At 39.3% G+C, this 23,815-nt stretch carries 23 protein-coding genes; 8 read left to right on the top strand and 15 right to left on the bottom strand.

From position 1 onward, the window contains the following. Nucleotides 1–53: 53 nt before the first annotated feature. Both FN809_RS03965 and FN809_RS03970 read left to right on the top strand, forming a co-directional pair. Entirely contained in the window at nt 54–2,276 is a 2,223-nt protein-coding gene (locus FN809_RS03965; RefSeq protein ID WP_142532154.1) for a tetratricopeptide repeat protein, read from the top strand. A gap of 149 nt (nt 2,277–2,425) precedes the next feature. After that, nucleotides 2,426–2,839, top strand: a complete 414-nt coding sequence (locus tag FN809_RS03970; RefSeq protein ID WP_142532155.1) for a DUF3859 domain-containing protein — start codon at nt 2,426–2,428, stop codon at nt 2,837–2,839. 49 nt (nt 2,840–2,888) lie between these two features. Here the strand turns inward: FN809_RS03970 and FN809_RS17680 are convergent, their stop codons facing one another. Then, nucleotides 2,889–3,041, bottom strand: a complete 153-nt coding sequence (locus FN809_RS17680) for a hypothetical protein (protein WP_185957430.1) — start codon at nt 3,039–3,041, stop codon at nt 2,889–2,891. A gap of 364 nt (nt 3,042–3,405) precedes the next feature. Here FN809_RS17680 and FN809_RS03975 point away from each other — a divergent pair, with 364 nt between their 5' ends. Beyond that, the gene (locus tag FN809_RS03975; RefSeq protein WP_142532156.1) at nt 3,406–4,149 is read left to right on the top strand and encodes a LytR/AlgR family response regulator transcription factor; all 744 of its coding nucleotides are present in this window, start codon (nt 3,406–3,408) and stop codon (nt 4,147–4,149) included. 1 nt (nt 4,150) lies between these two features. Here FN809_RS03975 and FN809_RS03980 read toward each other — a convergent pair whose 3' ends face one another. From FN809_RS03980 to dnaN, 5 genes are all read right to left on the bottom strand, one after another. Next, nucleotides 4,151–4,753 carry a DUF4294 domain-containing protein gene (locus FN809_RS03980; RefSeq protein WP_142532157.1) on the bottom strand — a complete coding sequence of 201 codons (603 nt, stop codon included), beginning with the start codon at nt 4,751–4,753 and terminating at the stop codon, nt 4,151–4,153. 221 nt (nt 4,754–4,974) lie between these two features. After that, entirely contained in the window at nt 4,975–6,075 is a 1,101-nt protein-coding gene (gene ychF / locus FN809_RS03985) for a redox-regulated ATPase YchF (protein WP_142532158.1), read from the bottom strand. A gap of 113 nt (nt 6,076–6,188) precedes the next feature. Further along, nucleotides 6,189–8,252 carry a TonB-dependent receptor gene (locus tag FN809_RS03990; RefSeq protein WP_142532159.1) on the bottom strand — a complete coding sequence of 688 codons (2,064 nt, stop codon included), beginning with the start codon at nt 8,250–8,252 and terminating at the stop codon, nt 6,189–6,191. Between the two features lie 87 nt (nt 8,253–8,339). Then, nucleotides 8,340–9,539, bottom strand: coding sequence for a tRNA 2-thiouridine(34) synthase MnmA (gene mnmA / locus FN809_RS03995; RefSeq protein ID WP_142532160.1), 1,200 nt, complete (start codon nt 9,537–9,539; stop codon nt 8,340–8,342). 232 nt (nt 9,540–9,771) lie between these two features. Next, nucleotides 9,772–10,899, bottom strand: coding sequence for a DNA polymerase III subunit beta (dnaN, locus tag FN809_RS04000; RefSeq protein ID WP_142532161.1), 1,128 nt, complete (start codon nt 10,897–10,899; stop codon nt 9,772–9,774). Nucleotides 10,900–11,304: 405 nt separating this feature from the next. Here dnaN and ilvD point away from each other — a divergent pair, with 405 nt between their 5' ends. Further along, complete coding sequence (gene ilvD, locus FN809_RS04005; protein ID WP_142532162.1) at nt 11,305–12,981, top strand: dihydroxy-acid dehydratase; 1,677 nt, start codon at nt 11,305–11,307, stop codon at nt 12,979–12,981. A gap of 85 nt (nt 12,982–13,066) precedes the next feature. Here the strand turns inward: ilvD and FN809_RS04010 are convergent, their stop codons facing one another. From FN809_RS04010 to nusB, 7 genes are all read right to left on the bottom strand, one after another. Further along, nucleotides 13,067–13,525, bottom strand: coding sequence for a DUF5606 family protein (locus FN809_RS04010; protein ID WP_246095433.1), 459 nt, complete (start codon nt 13,523–13,525; stop codon nt 13,067–13,069). A gap of 105 nt (nt 13,526–13,630) precedes the next feature. After that, nucleotides 13,631–14,365, bottom strand: coding sequence for a TerB family tellurite resistance protein (locus FN809_RS04015; RefSeq protein WP_142532163.1), 735 nt, complete (start codon nt 14,363–14,365; stop codon nt 13,631–13,633). 294 nt (nt 14,366–14,659) lie between these two features. Next, nucleotides 14,660–15,241: a dephospho-CoA kinase gene (gene coaE / locus FN809_RS04020; protein WP_142532164.1), complete on the bottom strand. Its 582-nt coding sequence runs from the start codon at nt 15,239–15,241 to the stop codon at nt 14,660–14,662. Then, on the bottom strand, nt 15,238–16,257 hold the full coding sequence (locus tag FN809_RS04025; protein ID WP_142532165.1) for a CdaR family protein: 1,020 nt from the start codon (nt 16,255–16,257) through the stop codon (nt 15,238–15,240). Before FN809_RS04025 ends, coaE begins: the two co-directional genes overlap by 4 nt. Nucleotides 16,258–16,317: 60 nt before the next feature. Further along, nucleotides 16,318–16,638 (bottom strand): preprotein translocase subunit YajC, encoded by a 321-nt coding sequence (yajC, locus tag FN809_RS04030; RefSeq protein ID WP_142532166.1) that lies wholly within the window; start codon nt 16,636–16,638, stop codon nt 16,318–16,320. 14 nt (nt 16,639–16,652) lie between these two features. Further along, a complete protein-coding gene (locus FN809_RS04035; protein ID WP_142532167.1) occupies nt 16,653–17,120 on the bottom strand; it encodes a DUF1573 domain-containing protein in 468 nt (155 codons plus the stop codon). After that, on the bottom strand, nt 17,110–18,057 hold the full coding sequence (nusB, locus tag FN809_RS04040; RefSeq protein ID WP_142532168.1) for a transcription antitermination factor NusB: 948 nt from the start codon (nt 18,055–18,057) through the stop codon (nt 17,110–17,112). Before nusB ends, FN809_RS04035 begins: the two co-directional genes overlap by 11 nt. Before the next feature lie 379 nt (nt 18,058–18,436). Here nusB and FN809_RS04045 point away from each other — a divergent pair, with 379 nt between their 5' ends. Beyond that, complete coding sequence (locus tag FN809_RS04045) at nt 18,437–18,799, top strand: DUF3276 family protein (protein ID WP_142532169.1); 363 nt, start codon at nt 18,437–18,439, stop codon at nt 18,797–18,799. 385 nt (nt 18,800–19,184) lie between these two features. On the opposite strand, the gene FN809_RS04050 is transcribed toward FN809_RS04045, so the two are convergent. Beyond that, complete coding sequence (locus FN809_RS04050; RefSeq protein ID WP_221929349.1) at nt 19,185–19,493, bottom strand: thiamine-binding protein; 309 nt, start codon at nt 19,491–19,493, stop codon at nt 19,185–19,187. Nucleotides 19,494–19,507: 14 nt separating this feature from the next. Beyond that, nucleotides 19,508–20,272 carry a hypothetical protein gene (locus tag FN809_RS04055; RefSeq protein WP_142532170.1) on the bottom strand — a complete coding sequence of 255 codons (765 nt, stop codon included), beginning with the start codon at nt 20,270–20,272 and terminating at the stop codon, nt 19,508–19,510. A 240-nt stretch (nt 20,273–20,512) separates the two neighbouring features. Here FN809_RS04055 and feoB point away from each other — a divergent pair, with 240 nt between their 5' ends. Genes feoB through FN809_RS04070 form a run of 3 tightly spaced genes read left to right on the top strand, consistent with a single transcriptional unit; the run spans nt 20,513 to nt 23,791 of the window. Beyond that, nucleotides 20,513–23,014, top strand: a complete 2,502-nt coding sequence (gene feoB, locus FN809_RS04060) for a ferrous iron transport protein B (RefSeq protein ID WP_142532171.1) — start codon at nt 20,513–20,515, stop codon at nt 23,012–23,014. 4 nt (nt 23,015–23,018) lie between these two features. Beyond that, entirely contained in the window at nt 23,019–23,231 is a 213-nt protein-coding gene (locus FN809_RS04065) for a FeoB-associated Cys-rich membrane protein (RefSeq protein WP_142532172.1), read from the top strand. 47 nt (nt 23,232–23,278) lie between these two features. Continuing rightward, on the top strand, nt 23,279–23,791 hold the full coding sequence (locus FN809_RS04070) for a hypothetical protein (protein WP_142532173.1): 513 nt from the start codon (nt 23,279–23,281) through the stop codon (nt 23,789–23,791). The last annotated feature ends 24 nt before the right edge of the window (nt 23,792–23,815 follow it).

The raw sequence follows: 23,815 nt of genomic DNA on the forward strand, positions 1-23,815 counted from the left end.
AGTTAAGCGTATTAATATTAAATTTGGGAGAAGCATTTTAAACTACAGCAATAATGAGCATATCCGAAATAAAGAAAGCACAAGATTCCATTGAAAAAGCCTTAAATGAAAAACGAATTAAGGATGCACTGAATATGCTGGGCAAACTTACTAAAGAACATCATGGAGGACATCTGATTGACGAACATTACAATTTGGAATTAACTTATAAAAGCTTACTCAAATATACAGTTGAAGGTGTTAACGACCCCGAACGTCAGAAAGTATATAACAATATAATAATATCGTGCTACCATTTGTGCGATAACCTTGTTAGATCCATCCGAAACGTGCATTCGAGCGATATTTTTTATGAAACGCGCAGAATGATGGCTGCCAAGGGGGAAATGCAACTTGAGGCATTTATAAAAACCTATTACAGCGAAGTGGCCAAAAAACAAATGAGCGAGGAAGCCGGCATTGGGGGTTCTGCAAAAGATTTAGACACAGCGGTACAGGAAACGGCCACACAGCTTTTCAGAAAATTATGGGTACTGGATAAAATATCAAACGACGAGGAAGAACAAATTAAAAAGCTTATTGACGATGAATCGCTACATTATAGTCAACGCTGTATTTTTGTTTCGGCATTGACTATAGGCACCTTGAAAGAATTTAATTTAGAAAAAATACTTTTATTATTCCACTTTATCCACCATTCGCACAATGAAATTAAACAACGTGCAATTACCGGGCTTTTGCTGGTTTTATTTAAGTATGATACCCGCACCGTACTGTACCCTTCCATTACTTCGCGACTTTCCTTAATACAGCAGGATGACACATTAACAGACAATATGGTTAGCATTGCTATACAGCTGATACGTACCCGCGAAACCGAAAAAATATCCAGAAAACTAACGGACGAAATTATTCCCGAGGTAGTAAAAATGCAGCCCAACCTACGCAACAAATTAGATTTGGACAACATGATCAGTGATAGGTTTAATGAGGGCGAAAACCCTGAATGGGAAGATTTTTTTAAGGATTCGCCGGAGTTAATGAGCAAATTAGAAGAACTTTCGGAACTGCAAATGGAGGGAGCCGATGTGTTTTTAAACACTTTTAAAATGCTTAAACACTTTAGCTTTTTTAACAACATAAGCAACTGGCTAATACCTTTTTACATTGAAAACGAGGCATTAAAACAAGTATGGAAAGATGAAACCAATTTGTTTTCATCTCAAAAATTACAAGACAGTCTTACCAACTCCGGTTTTTTATGCAACTCAGATAAATACTCTTTGTTTTTAAGTGTACCTCACATGCCTCAATTTCAGAAAGATATGATGGGCAACATGTTGGAACAACAACTTGAGCAGATGGGTGAAATTGAAGCTGACGAAAAATTGGTGCAAGCCGGAAAAGAAGACGCCACGATATCGAATCGCTATATTCAGGACCTTTACCGTTTATACAAACTTCATCCGCAGCATCAACAATTTGAAGATGTATTTGCCTGGCAGATGGACTTTCACAACAAATGGTTCTTTCATCAAATCATTAGTAAAAGCAAGCATTTACGCCAGATAGCCGAATTTTTCTTTAAAAAGGAATATTATGCCGATGCAAAAGAGGCTTTTAATTTGATTAACCTGGATGACAACAACCAACTCGAGATAATACAGAAAATAGGCTATTGCCAACAACAATTACAAAATTATCAGAGTGCATTAGATGCTTATCAGAAAGCGGATATTATAAAGCCCGAACAATTGTGGACAACTAAAAAAATAGCTTTAATGTACAAGCTCTTAAAGCAGAATGAAAAAGCATTAGAGTATTATCGCATAGCCGAACGCCTTAAGCCCGACGACTTGCACACCCAAGCATCCATAGGCCATTGCTACCTCGATTTAAAAGATTACGTACAAGCGTTAAAATATTATTTTAAAGTGGAATATCTGGACAACTCCAATACAAAAGTTTGGCGTCCCATCGCCTGGTGTTCCTTTGTAACGGGAAATTTTGATCAGGCAGAAAAATACTATCAAAAACTGCTTATTTCAGATGCAAGAACACAAGACCTGGTTAACCTTGGCCATGTGTATTGGTGTAAAAGCAACAGAAAGGAAGCCTTACTGTTCTACCAAAAAGCGGTGGCCAAAATGAAAAACGACTATTCGGTATTTTTTGAAACTTTTAAGGAGGACACCCCAACTTTATTGGACAATGGGATTAATAGTGAGGATATACCCATTATGCTTGATCAACTAAAATATTTATTAGAAGAATAATACAACAGACTGTTGGCGTTTAAGCAATCCACTTAACTCCAAAGCCTTAGCAAAGGAGCAAGACATTAATTTCATTTGCCAACACCGCACTAGCTGTTATAATTTAAGTTACAAAAAATAACAAAGTTTAGTAGTTTACAGAAAGTACAATGGCAAAAAACAAAATTCAATCCGAATTATATAGTTATGGCATATATTCGCAATGGAACCGCGATTCAAAGGAACTGCCCAAACTAAAAAAAATAACTACGGAAATACCTCTGCAGCTGGGAATAGAGTTTGGATATGTGATAAAAATCAAAGGAGCCAAAGGCAAGCGAATACAATTTGAAATTGATCATCCCCCTTTTCCGGACGAGAACGGAAAAACCACGCCACCCTTTACCGGAGAGCTATTTGTTAAATCGAATGATTATGAGTTTTTTTTGGGCGATACGATATGGGAACCTATTGAGGATAAAAAGGGCGAATGGAAACTATCGACCTGGATTGATGGTAAAGTACTCTACCAAAAATCGCTATTCGTTACAACCATACAACATAACAAAAACAAACCTGGCTAATATCCTTGGCAGTTAAAATATTTAACCCTGTTATATAATTTATTTTAACCTATGGTAACACTACCGTAATAAGGAAAAAGGTAAAACCCAACAAAGCAATCACCAACAACACTTCAATTACAAAGTACCAAAAAATCTTCCGTTTTAACTTTACGGTATTATCATCCGTTTTGCCAAACAATTCCTTAAATTTTAATCTCATAAAAACCAGATAATTACGTAATGTCATCAGTGAAGTTTGGTTTTACTAAAAAATTACATTCCAATTTTTAGGCAAACTGTATCCACAACCATTTATAGTTTTTCTTAACTTTTTTCTTTGTTTACATGGTGTATGTAAACATTTTAAAACTATTAAAAAAAGGCTCACCTTAAAAGTTAAAAAAACTTAATGATAAATATGCGCATGTGTTTTGATCAAAACATCGCTGTTTAAGAACATTTATAATAACATAAGCATACTATTTATGCACTAAAAATAACAAAGCTCAGTTTTTATTTATCAGTTTAATACTTTTTTACTATTTTACTGCTTTATTTCTCACACATTATTTTAGATACTACCTATGCTTACCGCTGCGATAATAGATGATGAGTATTCTGCCCGGCAGAGCTTAGAATTGATTTTACGTATGTATTTGAACGAAACCATTGAAGTGGTTACAACAGCAGATAACCTTAAGGATGGTGTTTTATTAATAAAAAAACACGCCCCCGACATTGTTTTCCTGGACATTTCGATGCCACAGCAATCGGGCTTGGATTTCTTCAGTTATTTTAACACCATCAATTTCGATGTTGTTTTTGTTACGGCACATCAGCATTACGCTATCAATGCGGTGGGTTTAGGTGCATCAGGCTACATATTAAAGCCAATTAAGCCGAAGCAAATAATAGATGAAGTGAATAAAATTAACCTAAAAAAAGAAAAGTATGCACAACAGCTGGCTAAGGACAGTAACGCCGGCTACAATAACTGTAAATTACTGGTAAACCATCAAAAAGGTTTACACATCGTTGCATTCAACGAAATTACTGTTGTACTTGCCGATGGTAATAGTTGTAAAATAATAAAAACAAACGGAGAGTGCTTGTCGGTTAATAAAACCATTGGAAGTATTCAAGAATCACTGCCCCAAAGTCATTTTTTCAGAACACACCGATCGTGCATCGTAAACCTCAATTTTATTACCGAAATCGACAAGGAAAAAAATAAGATTATTTTATCGGATACTGAAACCCCCGTGGCATCTTCAAACATTAAACTGTTGATTGCAAGATTATCGCGATTAAGCCATAATTGCGTATAGTTTACAGCAAGCCATTATCAATCATCAGTATTATGTGTTCTACCATAGCCTCACTGCCCTTACTATTGTACTCGGCCTTAAGGTTGGAGCCAAAAATACGAGCAACGGACTGCCACATAAAGGCCGAGAAGCCTCCCTTTAACTCTTTTATCAGTTGGTAGCTTGTGTCGCCGGTTTCTCTATCTATTAATTTTATCAGCATCCGACCTTGCGAATACGTCAATTTTTTTAGGGGCTGCTCAAATTCATTAAACAGCTCCTTTTCCGATTGTTTTACAAACTGTTTTCTGTGCTTCTCTCCTTTTATGGTATCCAATGAAGCAGCAATTTCATCAATTTTATTTCTGGCCAAACGCGCATAGGGTAAGGTTTTTTTTATGTTTATCACCAATCTACCGTACCTGCGTTGCTCTCTTTTATTTTTAAAAACCCACGGCGTAACTACTTTAATTTCATCAATATAAACATGCGGAACGGTGTCGCCCCGAATTATTTTTTGCGGCACATAAATCACACCGGAATGTATTGAATCCCTTAACTGGCCATACGAGGATTTGCTCGCGACAAGTACAAAAAATAATATAAAAAAGATTAGCCTGTACATTTATATCAACTTGGTGCACAACAAAGTTAAATAAAAAATAGCAATCGATATATAGCGCATAAAAAAACCGATCTGGTGTAGATCGGTTAGTAATAAGCATATTTTAATGGGCCAGCTGATCAACTCCATTTGGCCTCAACACTTTATGGCTAATTATTATTTACAATAAATAGGCAAAACTACCTACCTCCATGTTTTTTAACGAAGCAAAGGTAAAACCGCTACACATTAAATCTAAAGTGCATTATATCACCATCTTTAACCACATACTCCTTTCCCTCCACATTCATTTTGCCTGCTTCTTTACAAGCCTGTTCCGATTTATATTTTATAAAATCGTCATATTTTATGACTTCCGCCCTAATAAATCCTTTCTCAAAATCGGTATGAATTACTGCCGCTGCCTGAGGGGCGCGATCTCCTTTTTGATAGGTCCAGGCACGTACCTCCTTCACACCTGCTGTAAAATAGGTTTCCAAGTCCAGTAACCTATAAGCCGAACGAATCAGTTTAGCCACACCCGATTCTTTCAATCCAATATCTTCCAAAAACATTTGACGTTCCTCAAAAGAGTCCAGCTCGGCTATGTCGGCTTCCGTTTGTGCCGCTATCACCAGCACTTCGGCATTTTCATCGGCAACGGCTTCCTTAACCGCTTCAACATGTTTATTTCCTTTGAGCACTGAACCCTCGTCTACATTACAAACATATAGCACGGGCTTATTGGTGAGCAAAAAAAGTTCCTTGCCCAATTTCTGCTGCGCATCCTCTAATTGAACTGAACGTGCTGATTTCCCCGATTCCAATGCGGCTTTATATAAATGTAGCACCTCCACCAGTTTTTTTAAATCCGGATCTTTAGATGTTCTGGCCGCTTTCTCGGAGCGCTGCAATCTGGCCTCAATCGTTTCCAGGTCTTTTATCTGAAGCTCCATGTCAACAACATCTTTATCTCTCACCGGATCAACAGAACCGTCAACATGGGTAACATTATCATTATCAAAGCAGCGCAGCACATGAATAATGGCATCTGTTTCGCGAATATTCGACAAAAACTTATTGCCCAGCCCCTCGCCTTTACTGGCACCTTTAACCAAACCTGCAATGTCAACAATCTCTACCGTAGCAGGCAGAACTCTTTGGGGCTTCACCAACTCTTCCAGTTTTATCAACCTATCATCGGGCACCGTGATAACACCCACATTAGGTTCAATTGTACAGAACGGAAAATTGGCCGATTGCGCCTTTGCATTCGACAGGCAATTAAACAAAGTTGACTTTCCCACATTGGGCAAGCCCACTATTCCACATTGTAATCCCATTTTATATATTTATTTCAGTATCAATGTAATCTAAACATGATTTGTGTAATCTCAAAAATTTGTGCAAAAGTACATCAAATTTTTGGCTTGATGAAAATAAGACAGTACTTGTTTTAAAAAGACAATTCCACTCCTCCAATGGCATTAAAAGGGAGCCCGGGATAGTAATATCGTGGCCGGGCATTGCCAAAAGATTTAGCATTAACCACCAGCATGGAAGCATAAGGCTTATCGAATATATTGTAAACACCCAAATAAACACTTCCGCCTATCTTGTTTAAACTAAAGTCAAAAGACACCCTGGCATCGGTTTTATGGTATGAGTTTAACTGCTTGCTGTTGGCATCGTTAAGATACTGCGACCCGGTAAAGGCATGGTTTATATTAAATCGGAATGGATTAAAGTATCCCTGCAACTGCAAGCTTGTACTTGAGCCCGGAATACCTGGCAGATGCTTGTTTTTATAGTTGATACCGTCATCAACAAAATCAATGAACGTATTTTTGGAGACAAAAAAGGAAAATTCTAAGCTCAAATGTTTGCTTTCTACTTTTTTAATAAGATCCAGGCCAAGGGTGGCTTCGATACCCCGATGTGCCGTTTTACCTGCATTTTTTCCATAAAACTGATCTATCGCATCGCGCTCGGTTACCAAAAGGTTTTTCATCCTCATCCAATACAAGGTCAAATCGGCATAAATATTGGCTTCGGGATAAGCCCACCTTGTTCCCATTTCATAGCTCATTCCCTCTTCGGGCTTTATGTTTTTGTTAAAGGATCCATTGGGCATTTGCGCTTCTTCTACCGAGGGGGTCGAAAAACCGTGCCCCAAGCTGCCAAAAACATAGATTTGTGCCGATAGCTGATAGTTAAAACCCACCCGAGGCGAAAACACCGGATCATAAGCATATTCTGTTTCTTCGTTGGTTTTAATCCTATTCACTGAAGCATAATCCGTATGGTTATAGTTGAATGCCGCTTGCAAAACAAGTTCCGACAAAGGATGGTACTCAAGCAGTCCAAAAATATTGTAATAGCGGCGCCGATGTTCCGTATCACTAAGCTGCTTACCTAAATCATCCTGTTTTACCCCAAACATAGCAACTTCATTGTTATCGATCATTGTTTCGATTCCAACTTCTGCCCTTAATTGTGCCACACTATAACTAAGCTTATTTCGCAAACCATAGGAATAGCGATTTTCATTAAGTTGGTTAAAAGGACGTAACTCGTTGAGCGATGAACTTTTTGCAAAGAAGCTAAAGGAATTAACCCAGTTGTTTCTAATGGGAGATACAAACCCCAAGCAAAGCATATGTCCCCTGTCCTCTTCGTAGCCCCTGATATTGTACCATGAGGAGGCTGCTTTTTGTGGCTTATCCTTAAAATCCAAACTATCCAGGGAACTGGGAATTCCACCTTTGAGGTATTTGAAATTATACAAGAAATTGAAATAATTACGCCCCAGTGTTTGCTGTCCTTTAAAGGTGAGGTTATACCTTTGATACGAACTATTTTGCCTGTATCCATCCGTATTTATGGCACCCCCTACAAGTTGAAAATTTCCTTTTTGGGTGTTTTTTAGCTTGATATTTGCGTGATGCAAATGGGTACCAAAACTACCTACCCCGCTATTTATACGTATGGTAGACTTATCCAACCCCTTACTAAATGGATGCAGCAAAACAACCCCTCCCAATCCGGCACCGTATAAGGACGAAGCAGGCCCCTTGAGCACCTCTACCCTACCCATGTCGTTAAGTCCAATATTCTCCAATGCAGTAGCACCATCCCCGTCTGTCAGAGGCATTTCGCCCCAATAAGCTTTTATACGATTGGTTTGATAAGGCGTGCGTGATCCGATACCGCGGATAGTGATGCGATTGGTGCTTAAAGTACCCTGCTGCATCACCACACCGGGTAATCTATTAAGTTGAAGCTGTAAAGTATAGGGGCTCCCCGATTGAAGCGCTGTACCCGGTATGGCAGCATAAGCACCCGGCCATTTGTTTTTTGCGATTATTTTTACGGGAGCCTGCACAGAAACTTCATGAATCTGACGATGCACCATTTTTCTATCCAGCGTATCCTTGGGCATTTGATCCTTTTGCCCAGTTTGACCTTTTGATATAAAAACAAAACAACAAAACACAATTAAGGCCCAATTTTTTACCATGGATATCAATTATTAAACATTTGATGTGCCAATGTGAGGATGTAGCTCCTTAGTATAAAATAAAATAGCTGATAAGCACAAGGTATCTTAACCTATTACTCCGGAGCCTATCAACTCATCATCCATATACCAAGCGGCAAACTGTCCTGGTGCAATGCCACGCTGGGGTTGATCAAACACCACATACATGCCTTGTTTACGGCAATGAATCACTCCATTTTGCAGTGGCTGCCGATAACGGATACGAATGCGCAGCCTGCAACTCTCGCCCTCTTTCAAGGCTAAATCAGGACGAATCCAATGCAGCTCGCCGGTATTTATTTTAAGTACCTGACGGAACAACCCGGGGTTTTCTTTGCCCATACCCACATAAATCTGATTGTGCAGAATATTTGTACCAATAATAAACAGCGGTTCGGGAAAGCCTCCAATATTCAGCCCTTTACGCTGTCCCACGGTATAAAAGTGTGCCCCGCCATGCTCACCGACCTTTTTGCCATATTTCGGATGAAATAAATACGGTTTGGACAGCTCTTCGAGTACCTCATCGGTTGGGTTGTCGAAAGCTTGTTGCCAATTGCGCTTGTATAATTCCGAATCCTTTTCAATAAGAAAGACTTTACCTTTTTTTGATTCCAGTTTTTGCTGAAGAAAAACGGGTAAATCCACTTTACCTACAAAGCAAATTCCCTGCGAATCTTTTTTATGGGCAGTAATCAGATTTAACTCATTAGCTATCCTGCGCACCTCAGGTTTTACAATATCTCCTATTGGGAATAAAGACTTGGCCAGTTGTTGCTGCGAGAGCTGGCAAAGAAAATAACTTTGGTCTTTGTTGGTATCATTACCCGCCAGCAATCGATGATATACCTTACCGTCTTTTTCTATGGTGTCCTTTCGGCAATAGTGGCCGGTAGCCACATAATCGGCTCCCAGCTCAAAGGCTTTGTCCATAAAAACATCGAACTTAATTTCGCGATTGCACAGTACATCCGGGTTGGGTGTACGCCCCTTTTCGTACTCGCTAAACATATAATCCACCACACGAGCACGGTACTGCTCGCTCAAATCGACAAAATGAAAGGGAATATCCAGTTTTTTTGCCACCGACATGGCATCGAACCTATCCTCTAACCATGGGCAATCCGAATCCAGCACTCCTGTGGTATCGTGCCAGTTTTTCATAAACAGGCCGATTACCTCATAACCCTGTTGCTTTAAAACATAGGCCGCAACACTCGAATCTACCCCTCCCGACAATCCTATAACTACTTTCTTTTTTTGCATGATTATTTCTTTAATACCCGGACAAGTTATACCTGTAATAAGTATCAGTTATGAAGTATTAGCCATCAGATAATTAAGGCTTTGATACTCACAACCAATAGACTAACTACTGCATTCATCCATCGTAAAAATTTAGCCAACAAAGATATAAAAAAAGGGAGCGCAAGGCTCCCTTTTTTATATCTATATTCATTCATTAAACTGCATCCATTTTTTTATCGGATACAACTAATTACGCGTTAATCATCATGGGCATTAACAACATAAGTTCATCCTCGGGGCCATCGTTTTCGGTGGGTAAAAATATACCCGCGCGAGCAGGGTCGGCTAACTCCATTACCACATCATCTGTAGAAACATTGTCTAGCAACTCAGCTAAAAAGGCCGATTTAAATCCTATTTCTATTGGTTCACCTTCGTACTGACAGCTTAATTTTTCGTATGCTGAGATAGAAAAATCAATATCCTGTGCAGAAACCATCAATTCATCTCCCTTGATAGACAACTTTACCAAATTACTTGCCTGGTTCGAAAACAGGGATACTCTTCCCAACGAATTGACCACCTCCTGACGGTCGATAATCACTTTATTGGGATTGTCCTGCGGAATAACGGCATTATAACTGGGGTAGTTTCCTTCTACAAGGCGACACACCAAACGATGGTTTTCCATCTGAAAAAAAGCATTTTTATCGTCGAACTCTATCAGCACATCCCCCTCTTCTTTTACCAAAACACTTTTTAAAAATGAGGCCGGTTTTTTGGGTAAGATAAAGGACGAGGAAAACTCCGTAGTCGCATCACTGCGCTGATATCGCACCAACTTATGTGAGTCGCTGGCCACAAAGGTGAGATTTTCGGGCGACATTTCGATCAATATTCCGTTCATTACCGGACGCAACTCATCATCGGCAGTAGCAAACAGCGTTTTATTAATCCCCGAAAGTACCAAGGAAGCGGGCAAATTCAAACGTGACGACTTATCGGCATCTATTTGTGGTATCTCCGGAAACTCATCTCCATCCAATCCTACCACACTAAACTTACCTTTGTCGGTAACAATATCTACCTTTTTGGTATCGTCCGAAATATCAAAAGTGATGGGTTGCTCAGGGAACTTTTTGAGTGTTTCAAGTAAAATTTTTGCCGGTAATGCAATTACTCCGGTGCCTTCAATATTTTCCAGAGGCATGGAAGTTACCATGGTCGATTCCAAATCGGAGGCCGTGATGGTAAGTTTATCTTCGCTTAGTTCAAACAAAATGTTTTCCAATATCGGAATAGTACTCTTGCTGCTCACAACACGGCTTACCGCCTGTAAGTGATATAAAATTTCGGAACTTGAAACTACAAATTTCATATTTTATTGTTTATTTTTGATTATATATCTTCGGGGTCGTGCAAAATCCCTTCCTGAATTATCTTGCTACGTACTGCATATGAGCCATTTAAAAAACATCTGCCTTTCCAGCTTACGAAAGGTAATAATAAACTAATTCTTTGATTTAACCAAACCTAATACGTAGGAGTTAACATGTTTTTTTTTGATGAATTACCCTACCATCCGACAAAAAGATAAGCTAAGCAAAACGGATAAGATAAAGGTAAGTGCCACAGGGTTGTTTATAGCTTCCACCTAAACTTGTTAGATGTTTAATAATCCCGCAGGGTGTAAAACAATTCAATTTGCTTAGGTGTTAAAGGAGTTTACAGTTTAAATTAATAACCCCGACATTGTTAACCCCGATGTCAGAAAAAAAAATATATGAAACATCCATTAAACCGACATAGCCGTACTATTACACAAGACGAGAGCCTTCCCGCTGCACAAGCGATGCTTTATGCTATCGGGATGAACGAAAGCGATCAGGAAAAAGCTCAGGTGGGTATCGTAAGTACCGGATTCCAGGGCAATCCCTGCAATATGCACCTAAACGACCTGGCCACCCTGGTTAAACAGGAAGTAGATATCCAACAAGATCTCTACGGACTTATTTTTCACACCATCGGTGTAAGCGATGGCATTACCAATGGTACCGAAGGAATGAAATATTCCTTGCCCTCGCGCGAGATTATCGCGGACTCTATTGAAACCGTTGTTGGTGCCCAATTTTATGATGCTGTGATTCCAATTGTGGGTTGCGACAAAAACATGCCCGGTGCCATGATTGCTTTGGGCCGACTGAACCGCCCGGCCATTTTGATGTATGGTGGCACTGTAAAAAAAGGACATTGGAAAAATCAGGATTTAAATATTGTATCGGCTTTTGAGGCCTATGGCGAGCGGATAACTGGTCATATCTCCGATGATGATTACAAGGGGATTATAAAAAACTGTATACCCGGAGCAGGAGCTTGTGGAGGTATGTACACAGCCAATACGATGGCATCTGCCATTGAATGCATGGGGATGAGCCTACCTTATTCCTCATCCAACCCGGCAATAAGCCCCCAAAAAAACCAGGAACCACAACTTCTTGCCTCTGCCATCCGAAACCTCCTGGAAAAAGATATCAAACCGCGCGATATAATGACAAGATCGGCTTTTGAAAATGCCATTGCGCTTATTATGGCTCTGGGAGGATCAACCAATGCGGTGATACACCTACTTGCCATGGCTAAAGCTGTGGAGGTACCACTTAGCATAGATGATTTTCAGAACATCAGTGACCGAACACCACTTTTAGCCGACCTAAAACCCAGCGGTGCATTTCTGATGGAAGACCTGCATAATGCCGGAGGAATACCTGCTGTGATGAAATTATTATTAAAAGAAGGTTTTATTGACGGCAACTGCCTCACCGTTACAGGAAAAACCGTAGGGGAAAATCTGGAGGAAATACCGGATTTAACAAAAGGACAAAAAATTGTGCATTCTAAAGATCAGCCTTTGCGCAAAAGCGGACATCTTCAGATTCTATACGGTAACCTCGCCAAAGAGGGGGCGGTTGCAAAAATTACCGGCAAAGAAGGTGATCTGTTCAAAGGTCCCGCCCGCGTTTTTGACGACGAAAATGCCGCCATAGAAGGGATCCGTACTACAGTAAAACCCGGCGAAGTAATCGTTATCCGTAATAGTGGACCTAAAGGGGGACCCGGCATGCCCGAAATGCTAAAGCCTACGGGAGCGGTTATGGGAGCCGGATTGGGTAAGGAGGTGGCGCTAATTACCGACGGGCGTTTTTCCGGGGGCTCACACGGCTTTGTTGTTGGACATATTACTCCTGAAGCTTACGAAGGCGGCTTAATAGGGTTACTTAATAACGGGGATATCATTACCATTGACATCAACAACAACCGGATTGATGTAGACTTGAAAGAGGATGAAATAGAAAAACGCAGAAAAAAATGGAAACAACCCGACAATGATTTACCGAGCGGTATGCTAAAAAAATATAGGAATCTGGTATCGCCTGCCTCGCAAGGCTGCGTTACCATTTAACTTAATAAAAAAGAGCCGCATCATACGATGTGGCTCTTTTTTATTATCCCAACAAACAGGTTGTACTCAACTCAAGCACCTCTGTTTAAGCTTCTTCTTCTTTTTGTGTTGATTTTTCATTCGGGGCTTCTTCTGCTGAAGTTTCCGTTTCTTCATCAAATTTAATAATATTCTTATCTACCAGCAGGTTGTACCACATTATAACTTTTTTTATATCTGATACATATACCCTGTCCTTATCGTAATCGGGTAATACCTGGTTAAAATAGCTTTTTAACTCGTTGGCCGACGACTTGTGGCTAATCGCTTGTTTGCCACCTTCCTTTTCGTAGATATTTTTAAACACCTCAGCTAACTTTTCATCACCCTGTTCGGTAAAAATAGAAATATCCTCTAAGGCACTTATCCTTGACGTTGCATATGCAGGCATTCTTTTGCCGTCCACCAAGGATTCGACAATAATGCTATTTTTGGCTTGCGAAATCATTTTAAACAACCCGCTTTGTCCCGAAACGGACAATATCCCCTTTAACATTTCACTCATTGTAATATTTTTATCAATTTAACCCTTGTTGTACGCTATTGCGGTGCAATCTTTAATTCTGTGCAAAAATAGTACAATCACATTAACATCAAATAAAAACCGCAGCTAATTAAATCCTCTTTGTTTTTTTATGGTATTATACGCTTCGTTTACATGCTGAAATTTATTTTTGGCCGAAGCTTGAAACTCCTCTCCCAGATGGGCAATTTTATCGGGGTGAAATTTAATGGCCATTCTTCGATAGGCTTTTTTCACTTCTTCATTGCTTGCCGTAGCCTCCACTTCCAATATCTTATAGGCTGATGTTGTATCTTTTACGTACATATTTAGCACTGCATCATAATCTATCGTTGACAGTCCCAACAGCAATGCAATATGGCGTATCATATCCTGTTCGCTTTGGGGTATATGGCCATCGGCATTGGCCACTCCAAAAAGCATATGTACAAGTTGCACACGCGAGTTATAATCTACATGGCGCGCTATTTGTGCGGCTACCTGCTCCAGTGGAATGTCCTTTGAGAGGATATCACGTAGCATCAAAAGTGCCTCTGCGGTCTTGCTTTCACTGAACGAACCACGCAGGTAGGCTTTAACAAAATCAAGCTCGGTACGCACCACTTTACCATCTGCTTTCATTACGGCAGCAATCAGAATCAGCAGGGCAGCTACAAAACCGTCGCGTGGATTACCAATGGCACTTCCTCTTTCAAAGTCGGTAGAAACCTTATCGGCCATAGTACCTACAACAAAACCAAGCAGTGCACCCACCGGGCCAAATACCCACCATCCTAAACCGGCTCCTAGTAAAGAGGAACCCGATATTTTAAATTTTTTCATCTTTTTATTGTTGATTTCATTTACCAAACGAAACTCGCCATTATAATCATTCCTCCTCCTGCTAAGGCAGGACAAGTAGTGTGAGAGAAAACTCTCATAGCTTGCCCCGACCCTTCGGAGGCTCGTTTCATCTGTAATAATCTACAAGCACCATGTACTCAAAGGCAATACGAGGTTCACTATGTTTTTTGTGTCCTTTGGTTTCCTCCGTGTTCCCTATGGTCATTTATTTAAAAGAACCCCATTGCATGGCTTAAAATAAACTAACAAGCAAAGCACCTGTTGCATCAATATCTATACCATCAATTCCTCATGTATGCGGAGCACTTGTGGAATCACCAAATCAACATCGTTGCAGGCAATAATATAATCTGATTTATTCACCTTTTCTTTCTCCTCCATCTGATTTTTCATTCTGTCCAAAACCATTTTTTCACTTATTCCATCGCGACGCATAACACGCTTTATCCTAACACCTTGCGGTGCTGTTACTGTAACTACTTTATCAACTTGACGATAGGCGCCGCTTTCAAATAAAATGGCAGCTTCTTTAATCACATAGCTACAATACCTATGCTTGCTCAACCATACTTTAAAATGCGCTGCAACGAGTGGATGAATAACAGCATTTAATTGTTGTAATAATTCCTTGTTGCTAAAAACCAAAGCGCCCACCTTATTCCTATTCAATTGGCCATTGTTGTAAATATCCTTACCAAAAAGCAAAGATACTTTCTTCACGATTTCCGGATGGGTGTTGGTCAAATGCCGTGCTTCAGTATCGGCATTATAAACCGGTACGCCTAAAACACCAAATATGTTGCACACGGTAGTTTTACCGCTGCCGATACCACCTGTTACCCCAACTGTTATCATCGTTCCTTAACTTTTTTAAACAAGCATTCCACAAACAATGGTGAGTAAGAAACGTTTTTAATGCCTTCGGGTTGTTTTAACATCCTTACCTTCAACCGGTCGGGCAAACCGGGAGTAGTACTTGAATTAAAATCGACCGCAACAGAAAAATCCTGTATTTTAACCTTATTAAAACGGCTGGCAGCGACGGTAAAGCTAATACCTATATCGTCGGGGAAGGTTTTTAAAGCTAAGGTATCGGGCACATTAAGATGCTGAATGGGAATACGCATATTTTTTTGTGTATAAGGCTCAATAGGAATACTTACAACCACCCTGGCCGGATTGAATGTAACATTAGCGATCTGTTCCAGACTCACATTTCGAATGAGTGAATCGCTCAATCCTTCATAAACCATAAACTCCGTATTCACAAACAGAGTTGAATCCAGGAGCGAACCGGGACCTGCCACCTCAATACTGTCGGGTTTAATTGATACTTGTCCGGATTGATAATACTGCTGCTTAAAATTTAACTGCGAATTAAACTTTACCGGTACCCGTTTACGTACTTTTTTTTCGAAATAGATAAAAAGTGTATCTGGTGAGATGGATAACAACTCTACATCCTTAGGAAAAGCACCTGCAAAATTTTTAAAAATTTCGTGTGTTGGCAAATAAGCCCCATACCTATTTTCTGTTTCTATACGTCGGAAAGTGGAAACTTTAAGTAAATGCGGTTCTAAGAGCTTGCCCATATGGTAGGGTAAGATATTATAGCCCAGAGATTTAATTTCGATATTTAATTTATTTTGCGGTTTACCCAATAAAATAAAATCGTCGGGAAAATCGCCATATTTTACAGGGTACGATATGCTTGTAGTAAACTCCTTACGCAAGGCGTTTAAAAACCAGAGCCCTGTAGCAAGCACCAAAAACAACATAAACACCAACAAATCGCGGTTTTGCTTTACCGAAGCAAACTTTGTTTTGGCTTTATCTGACCACTTTGTTATGTTATTTTTAAATTGCTTCATAGTTAAAAAAGGCCAATAACCACAAATTTAGTTATTGGCCCGGAATTAAAAAATTATCCTTTATCGTTTTGCTTGCGCATCCGACATATCCATGATGATAGCCGACTTGTCGATTTTTATCAACACATCATTGGCTATCTCCATCATAACATGCGCATCTTTTATTTCGGCTACCTTGCCATAAATACCTCCGGTGGTAATTACCTTATCACCTTTTTTAAGTTCTTCGCGATATTTTTTCAATTCTTTTTGACGCTTCATTTGCGGGCGTATCATAAAAAAATAAAAAACCACGATAATTAAAAGAAAGGGCAATAGTTGTTGAACAACCCCAAATCCTCCTTCGGGAGCTCCTTGTAAAAAAACACTTTGTAAATTCATTGTAAAAAATTTATCTAATTAATAACATTGGCCGTAACGACCAACTCTTTCATTTTGCTTTTAATATTTGCGTATATTCGAATCACTTTATACTGATGTCCGGAAAAACCTCGCGAATCGAAGCGTACTTCAATTTCGCCCTCATTGCCGGGCAATAAAGGCTTTTTAGGGTACTTTACCAGCGTACAACCACAACCCGCCTCCACTTTATCAATAACCAGCGGATGATTTCCTGCGTTAGTAAAGTTGAAATAGCAACCTACTGTTTCCCCCGCTTTTACCTGGCCAAAAGTATGAAGCGTTTTTTCAAGTTGTATTTGTGTTTCCTGTGTTGCATGACTAACATCTTGTGTAGAACCGGATGAGTTGCATGCACCTAAGGCTATAAGCACCATTGCACTTGCAGCACAGCCCCATACCTTAGTTTTAAACTTTGTACACAATAACGCCGTACACCAGCGTGTCAACCTTTTACTTTTCACCGTCCATTAATCCTTTTCCGGTTTTTTTAATTTGATTCGTTTCTTTCAGTTCCAGTATGGCTTTATCCAAAATACCATTAATAAACTGACCGCTTTTTTCAGTTGAGTAATGTTTGGCAATCTCAATATACTCGTTCATACTTACTTTAACCGGTATTTCAGAAAACTCAATCAATTCGGCCAGCGCAAGCTGCATTAATACAATATCTAAAAAGGCCACTCTTTCTACCTCCCAATTTTTAGAGTGTTTTTTTATCATTGCCAAGTAATCGTTATGATTAACGGCTGCTTTTCGGAAAAGCCTCTTCACAAATTCTTCATCGTCATCATCCTTAAAAGTATCCATAAGTTTTGGCGGCACCTCTTCATCCAAGGTTTTAACTGTTTTAACCACCATGCTCAAAACAAATTCTACTTCGTCGTTCCAATAAATACTTTGCTCCTCAAAAGTGCTGTAAATAGGCTCAAAATAAGCGATAACTTTTTCAAACAGCTTGGCAATAAATTTCTTATCCAGTTCAAAAGAGCTGCCTTCGGCTATCATATAATCCTTATACTGCTGTGAATCAACAATGTGTGCATATAAACTTTTTACCACTTCTTTATGGTTCGCCCAATTATTGCCTTTTTGATCGAGGTATGTACGAACATCATCACAATCGGCCAGTTTAGAAAGTACTTTGTTAGTTATAAAACGTGTATTGGGATTTAACTCATCGCTTGAAGCCAATTTTTTATTCCTACCATACTCTATCCGTCCCATGGCATAATCCCTAACCTCAAGTATTAAAAGAATATACAAATAGTATAAATCCAGTGATTTAGAAATACTATGAAACAGTTCTTTCTCGGAATTACCGATGCTTGTTTCGCTATGTTGATAGTGTGCATACAATATCTGCATCACCTTAACTCGTAGTAGACGTCTGTTTAACATTATTCAAAGAACTTTTAATATTTTAATTAGGCCGTAAAAATAGGTCTTTTTTAATATGATACCACATAAAAAGTAATATTTCCTTACATATTCAATACAGCAAACGACCTACCACAAGCATAGGATAAAAAGAGTTTAAAAATATAAATATAAAAACTTAAAATGTTAAATTAAAAACATCGCTTCTATTTTATTTAGTAATTGATTACCTAAATATTATAACGTAATTGTGTCGTATTTAAAGTAAAAAAAATCATCTATTAAAGATTATAGTCAATTTTAATTTGGAATAGTATACAATTATTAAAAAATAATTCCCATTTTTGAACAGCAATTAAGAAACAACTTTTTTATTCAATAAATTACAAATTGATTGACGATGGAAGGATATGCGAAAAAAGAAGGTTTTGAAAAGAGAGAAAGAGATGAAATCTTTTCGAAAGCGGTGAGAGCAGGCAAAAGAACTTACTTTTTTGACGTTAAAGCTACTCGCAAAAACGATTATTATTTAACGATTACGGAAAGTAAAAAAAAGTTTGAGCAAGATGGCAGATTCAGTTTCGAAAAGCATAAAGTTTTTCTGTACAAAGAGGATTTCGATAAGTTTGCCGATGGCCTGCAAGAAGTGGTAGATTACATCAAACAAAACCAACCGTTTGAGCAAGAACCAAAAGAAGAGCTGGCAGAAGTTTTGGAAACAAACGAGTACACCAACGTTGAGTTCGAGGATTTATCAGAATAAAACAACTACATTTAAATAACAATAAAAAAAGCTGCTCTGAGAGCAGCTTTTTTTATTGTTATTTTTTTCCGGCTAACCGAAATTAATGATGATGATTCAAACTGACTCATAGTGACGAAAGCCGCTTCCCTTGATGTACGCCATGGTAATTTGTTTTTCAATCCTTTTATTATTACTGTTGCGGTAGTTGGTGCTTACCTTTTTTTATTTTGTTTTAACCCTTGACCACCACATGCCGATCTACTTTTCACGTGTTCAAGAACTACCCGGTAGAGGAGCTTCGGTGTTGGTAAAAAGCTTACCATAATTACCACAAATACCCGGTACAAGAACGTGGCGAAGGATTGGGCATAGCACGCTTATCATCACGTAAATTCCTGAACCTCTATTCAATGTATTTCGCCATTTTATCGTCAATGGTAACATCATGACCGGCTACCGATTGTATTTTTACGTAACACATTACCTTTTGGGCTCCTTGTGAGTAACATACGTTTTGAACACTTTTTACAACTTGCATTAATTCGTCGTAATGACCTTCCAAAACCGTTTCGAATGGGCTTACGGTATAATTTACGCCCGACTCTTCTATCACTTTAATCGCACTATCAACAATCGCATAAGCGTCTTTTTCAGTAGAGATGGGCAGCACTTGCACCGCCACATTTACCATATTCTGATTTAAATAATCCATGTTAAGTTTTATGTTTAATTGTACTCTTCCGTGCTGCCTTTACTTTCATCGCGGGCTTCCTGCACCATATTCCTTATTTCCTCTACAGACAGTTTCTTAACATTGGTAACAATAAATGATGACATTAAAAAATCGCCCATCTGATTACATTCTTTCACTACTTTGTTTATAGTATCCTTAACGTTTACAGCAAAATCAAGCAGTCCGGTTATCATAAACATATCCTTTTCAATTTTCACCTCTTCAACAACACCGCTGTTTTCATCAAAAACATAATCGATTTCTTTTTGAACCAGTTCTTTTTGCCACTCAGCAAGCTCAAGACCCTCGTTGGCCACCAATACAATAAAGTAACGCAAATTACTACCCTGACCACCCATTCCTGTAGAAACGAAAATAGGGGCTTCACCCAGCAACGAAGTCTCCAGCACCATTTTTGATTCTTGAAAAGCCATTTTGCTCCATTGCTCCAGTCCGGCATCCGGCTTTTCGCGATAGGCCTCCAGCGCACGGTAGGCCACAGGGTCGTCTATTTTAGCCAAAGACGATAATAGTTTCTTTTTTTCATCAATGTCAAGCGCTGGATTCAACAAGCCATCTTTTTGATCTATAAGCGCTTTTTTATCCAACCCATCGTATAGTTTTTTCGACATGTCAAAATACTCCATCTGCAGCTCCACGTCCACCTCATCTTCTATTACCGAAATGGTGTTTTTACCATTCCTCAACAGCTCCTGCAATCGCTGATATGCCTTATTAAAATCTATCTCTTCTTTCATACTCTCCATGTTTAAGAACTGCAAAAATAACAAACCTATTTGGTTTCCCGAACCTAAACCATTTATAAACGTTATAAAAAATCGCCCGGTAAAAATGAACACCTGGCATTAAAACACATTTAGCTGTAGGTAACAATAAGGTAGGCATTTTAGCTTATTATAAAAAATCCCTATTTGTTGGTATTTGAGGTGCAGTTTTATAACTATACATTTGTTGATCATTTTGAGGGAGTCAGGTAAATGAATTTAGCAGAACTACATACAAACCAAGAGGCCGTTATTGTAAAAATAAAAGGGCACGGCGCATTTCGTAAGCGTATTATCGAAATGGGTTTTGTGAAGGGGAAAAAAGTGAAGGTAGTTAAAAATGCCCCCTTAAAAGATCCTATTGAATATAAAATATTAGATTATATGGTTTCGCTTCGACGCAGCGAGGCCGCATTGGTAGAAGTAGTATCAGAAGAGGAAGCGAAAAAAATGGCGTCCATCCCATTTGAGGGGACAATAACCGATGAAGTGCTCCGGGAATCGGCCATGGAACGCCGTAAAACCATTAATGTGGCCTTAGTGGGCAACCCTAACTGTGGAAAAACCACCCTTTTTAATTATGTGAGCGGCTCACAGGAACATGTGGGCAATTACAGCGGTGTAACCATCGATGCCAAAGAGGGCACTTTTAAACACAAAGGCTACACCTTTAATATCGTGGATTTGCCGGGCACTTATTCATTATCGGCTTATTCGCCCGAGGAAATTTTTGTGCGCCGCCACATCATCGAGAGAACGCCCGATATCATCATCAATGTTATAGATGCCTCCAACCTGGAACGCAATCTACTACTTACTACACAGCTTATCGACATGGATGTAAAGGTGATAGCAGCACTTAACATGTATGATGAACTGAAAAAGAAAGGCGATACTTTTAACCATCAGAAATTGGGTAATATGTTGGGCATAAATTTTGTGCCCACGGTCAGTTCAAAACGACAAGGTATTCATGAACTGTTTACCAAAGCCATTCGGATTTACGAAGATATGAGCGTAAATCAGCGGCGGGTATCTATAAATTACGGACCGGTGCTGGAAACGGCTATTGCTAAACTACAGAAGGAAGTTTTTCCAGATTTTGACTTACCCAAAGACATATCGCCCCGGTATATAGCCCTAAAAATGTTGGAAGAAGACGAAGTTTTCTGTGCGAATCTTTTGCAAAATGGTGAACTACCTCGTCTGGAAGCCAAAAACCAATCCATCATTAAAAAAGTAGAAACCGATTTGGGTGATGATTGCGAAACCTTGATAACCGATGCCAAGTACGGTTTTATTGCAGGCGCACTTAAACAAACCTACAAAGAATCGCCCAAAATAAGAATCCGTAAATCCGAAATAGTAGACACACTTATCACGCATAAGCTTTTCGGGTTTCCCATCTTCTTCTTTTTCATGTGGCTGATGTTCCAAAGCACCTTTACACTTGGTCAATACCCCATGGATTTGATTGAGAACGGGGTGGAGGCACTGATGGGACTGATGGACAACATCTTAACGGCGGGACCATTTAAGGATTTACTTATAAACGGTATCATTAGCGGCATGGGCGGTGTAATAGTATTTTTGCCCAATATACTTATCCTCTTCTTTTTCATTTCATTTATGGAGGATACGGGTTACATGGCTCGTGCGGCCTTTATCATGGATAAGCTGATGCACAAAATGGGCTTACACGGAAAATCATTTATACCACTTATAATGGGCTTCGGGTGCAACGTGCCAGCCATTATGGCCACACGCACCATCGAGGACAAAAACAACCGCCTGATTACCATGCTCATTAATCCATTAATGTCGTGCAGTGCAAGGTTGCCTGTATATATTCTTTTCATAGGCGCTTTTTTCCCTCAACATTCGGGAACCATATTATTTGGCATGTACGGATTGGGTATATTATTGGCCATTCTTATGGCCCGCTTATTCAGGAAATTTTTATTCAAAGACAAGGATATTCCTTTTGTTATGGAGCTTCCGCCATACCGCATGCCCACGCTACGAACCACCTTGAGACACATGTGGAACAAAGGTGCTCAATACATAAAAAAGGTGGGTGGTATTATTATGGTAGCTTCTATCATCATATGGTTTTTACAGAGTTTTCCGAAAAATATAGAATACACCCAAAATTACGATAACAATATTCATGCACTGCAAACGCAACAGGAACAATTAAAATCTGCAACAAATGAGGAAGCAGATCAGGCTGGTTTAAAGGATGATTTGCAAAGACAAATAGATGCCTTAAAAGCCTCCAAATATACCGAACAACAAAAAGCCTCTTACATCGGTCGCCTGGGGCACTTTATTGAACCTGCTATCCGTCCGCTTGGTTTTGATTGGAAAATGGGAATCAGCATTTTGAGTGGTGTTGCGGCCAAAGAAGTGGTGGTGAGTACCATGGCCGTGATTTACCATAGACCCGGAAATACAGTCGAGGAGGATGAAAATGGCTTAATAGGGAACCTCCAGACCTCAACCGATAGCCAGGGTAAACCATCCTTTACACCTTTAGTGGCCTTGAGCTTTTTAATATTTGTGTTAGTGTATTTTCCCTGCATTGGTGTAATTGCTACCATACGCAGGGAGTCGGGATCGTGGAAGTGGGCCGTATTCACTATTTTTTATACAACAGGCTTGGCTTGGTTGTTGTCGTTTATTGTTTATCAAACCGGAAGTTTAATATTTTAAAGTTATGGTACAAGAGATATTAATGTGGACATGTGTAGTTGGGGCCTTTGGATATACTGCTTATTCATTTGGCAAAGCTATTTGGGAAGCCTACCAACCAAATGTTACCAATGGATGTGGAAGTTCGTGCGGAGGTTGTGGCCCCAAATCAGATTTGATGAAACAGGTAAAAAAGAACCAAATAAGACCGCTCAAGCTATCCAACACAGAGCGTTAACACTTTTTTAACACGAAAATTTAAAAGGATTTATTTTCTTTGTATATATGATAATTCGAGAAATAAATAAGCGTTTTATTGCCATCCTTACCCTGGCTATGTTCTTGTTGAGCACCAATGGGATGGTTCTCTTTTATCATTATTGTCAGCACGGCAGCACGGTAGAATATGTTATGTTTATGGATTCCACCTACGATCAGTGCAGGGAAAATGCAACTGACCATTGCCATATCCATCATCCTGAAAAAGAATGCTGTGAGCAGCACAACGATAAGCTCAATGAGAACTTCAACGAAGAACATTTCTGCTGCTCGGATCATAAAACCTATACAAAAACATTAAAGCTTAAAAACGAATATAATTCTTCTGACAGGCAAGCCATGCCAAAACCTATCTGCTTAGAATTATTCTTATCCAACATTTCTCCAGGCTTAAGCATAAGCAATCACACCATTTTCACTACCGAAGGTTGGCGGGAACTTCCGCTCGAGAAACCTCTTTTTCAGTACAGTGGTACACAGTTGGTGACTTTATATCGCACCTTAAAAATCGCTTGTTAATATTTTGCTACCCCATGAATGCTT

It is taken from the genome of Saccharicrinis carchari (assembly GCF_900182605.1).
In the GTDB taxonomy this organism is placed as follows: Bacteria; Bacteroidota; Bacteroidia; order Bacteroidales; family Marinilabiliaceae; genus Saccharicrinis; species Saccharicrinis carchari.

Bases quoted from the DNA above. Each gene is read 5' to 3' on its own strand.
- dnaN (WP_142532161.1), bottom strand. From the start codon at position 10,899: ATGAAATTTGTAGTTTCAAGTTCCGAAATTTTATATCACTTACAGGCG.
- FN809_RS03990 (WP_142532159.1), bottom strand. From the start codon at position 8,252: ATGGTAAAAAATTGGGCCTTAATTGTGTTTTGTTGTTTTGTTTTTATA.
- mnmA (WP_142532160.1), bottom strand. From the start codon at position 9,539: ATGCAAAAAAAGAAAGTAGTTATAGGATTGTCGGGAGGGGTAGATTCG.
- FN809_RS03975 (WP_142532156.1), top strand. From the start codon at position 3,406: ATGCTTACCGCTGCGATAATAGATGATGAGTATTCTGCCCGGCAGAGC.
- FN809_RS04025 (WP_142532165.1), bottom strand. From the start codon at position 16,257: ATGAAGCAATTTAAAAATAACATAACAAAGTGGTCAGATAAAGCCAAA.
- FN809_RS04065 (WP_142532172.1), top strand. From the start codon at position 23,019: ATGGTACAAGAGATATTAATGTGGACATGTGTAGTTGGGGCCTTTGGA.
- yajC (WP_142532166.1), bottom strand. From the start codon at position 16,638: ATGAATTTACAAAGTGTTTTTTTACAAGGAGCTCCCGAAGGAGGATTT.
- FN809_RS17680 (WP_185957430.1), bottom strand. From the start codon at position 3,041: ATGAGATTAAAATTTAAGGAATTGTTTGGCAAAACGGATGATAATACC.
- FN809_RS04050 (WP_221929349.1), bottom strand. From the start codon at position 19,493: ATGGATTATTTAAATCAGAATATGGTAAATGTGGCGGTGCAAGTGCTG.
- feoB (WP_142532171.1), top strand. From the start codon at position 20,513: ATGAATTTAGCAGAACTACATACAAACCAAGAGGCCGTTATTGTAAAA.
- nusB (WP_142532168.1), bottom strand. From the start codon at position 18,057: ATGTTAAACAGACGTCTACTACGAGTTAAGGTGATGCAGATATTGTAT.
- ilvD (WP_142532162.1), top strand. From the start codon at position 11,305: ATGAAACATCCATTAAACCGACATAGCCGTACTATTACACAAGACGAG.
- FN809_RS03970 (WP_142532155.1), top strand. From the start codon at position 2,426: ATGGCAAAAAACAAAATTCAATCCGAATTATATAGTTATGGCATATAT.
- FN809_RS04015 (WP_142532163.1), bottom strand. From the start codon at position 14,365: ATGAAAAAATTTAAAATATCGGGTTCCTCTTTACTAGGAGCCGGTTTA.
- FN809_RS04010 (WP_246095433.1), bottom strand. From the start codon at position 13,525: ATGAGTGAAATGTTAAAGGGGATATTGTCCGTTTCGGGACAAAGCGGG.
- FN809_RS04045 (WP_142532169.1), top strand. From the start codon at position 18,437: ATGGAAGGATATGCGAAAAAAGAAGGTTTTGAAAAGAGAGAAAGAGAT.
- FN809_RS03980 (WP_142532157.1), bottom strand. From the start codon at position 4,753: ATGTACAGGCTAATCTTTTTTATATTATTTTTTGTACTTGTCGCGAGC.
- ychF (WP_142532158.1), bottom strand. From the start codon at position 6,075: ATGGGATTACAATGTGGAATAGTGGGCTTGCCCAATGTGGGAAAGTCA.
- FN809_RS04055 (WP_142532170.1), bottom strand. From the start codon at position 20,272: ATGAAAGAAGAGATAGATTTTAATAAGGCATATCAGCGATTGCAGGAG.
- coaE (WP_142532164.1), bottom strand. From the start codon at position 15,241: ATGATAACAGTTGGGGTAACAGGTGGTATCGGCAGCGGTAAAACTACC.
- FN809_RS04070 (WP_142532173.1), top strand. From the start codon at position 23,279: ATGATAATTCGAGAAATAAATAAGCGTTTTATTGCCATCCTTACCCTG.
- FN809_RS03965 (WP_142532154.1), top strand. From the start codon at position 54: ATGAGCATATCCGAAATAAAGAAAGCACAAGATTCCATTGAAAAAGCC.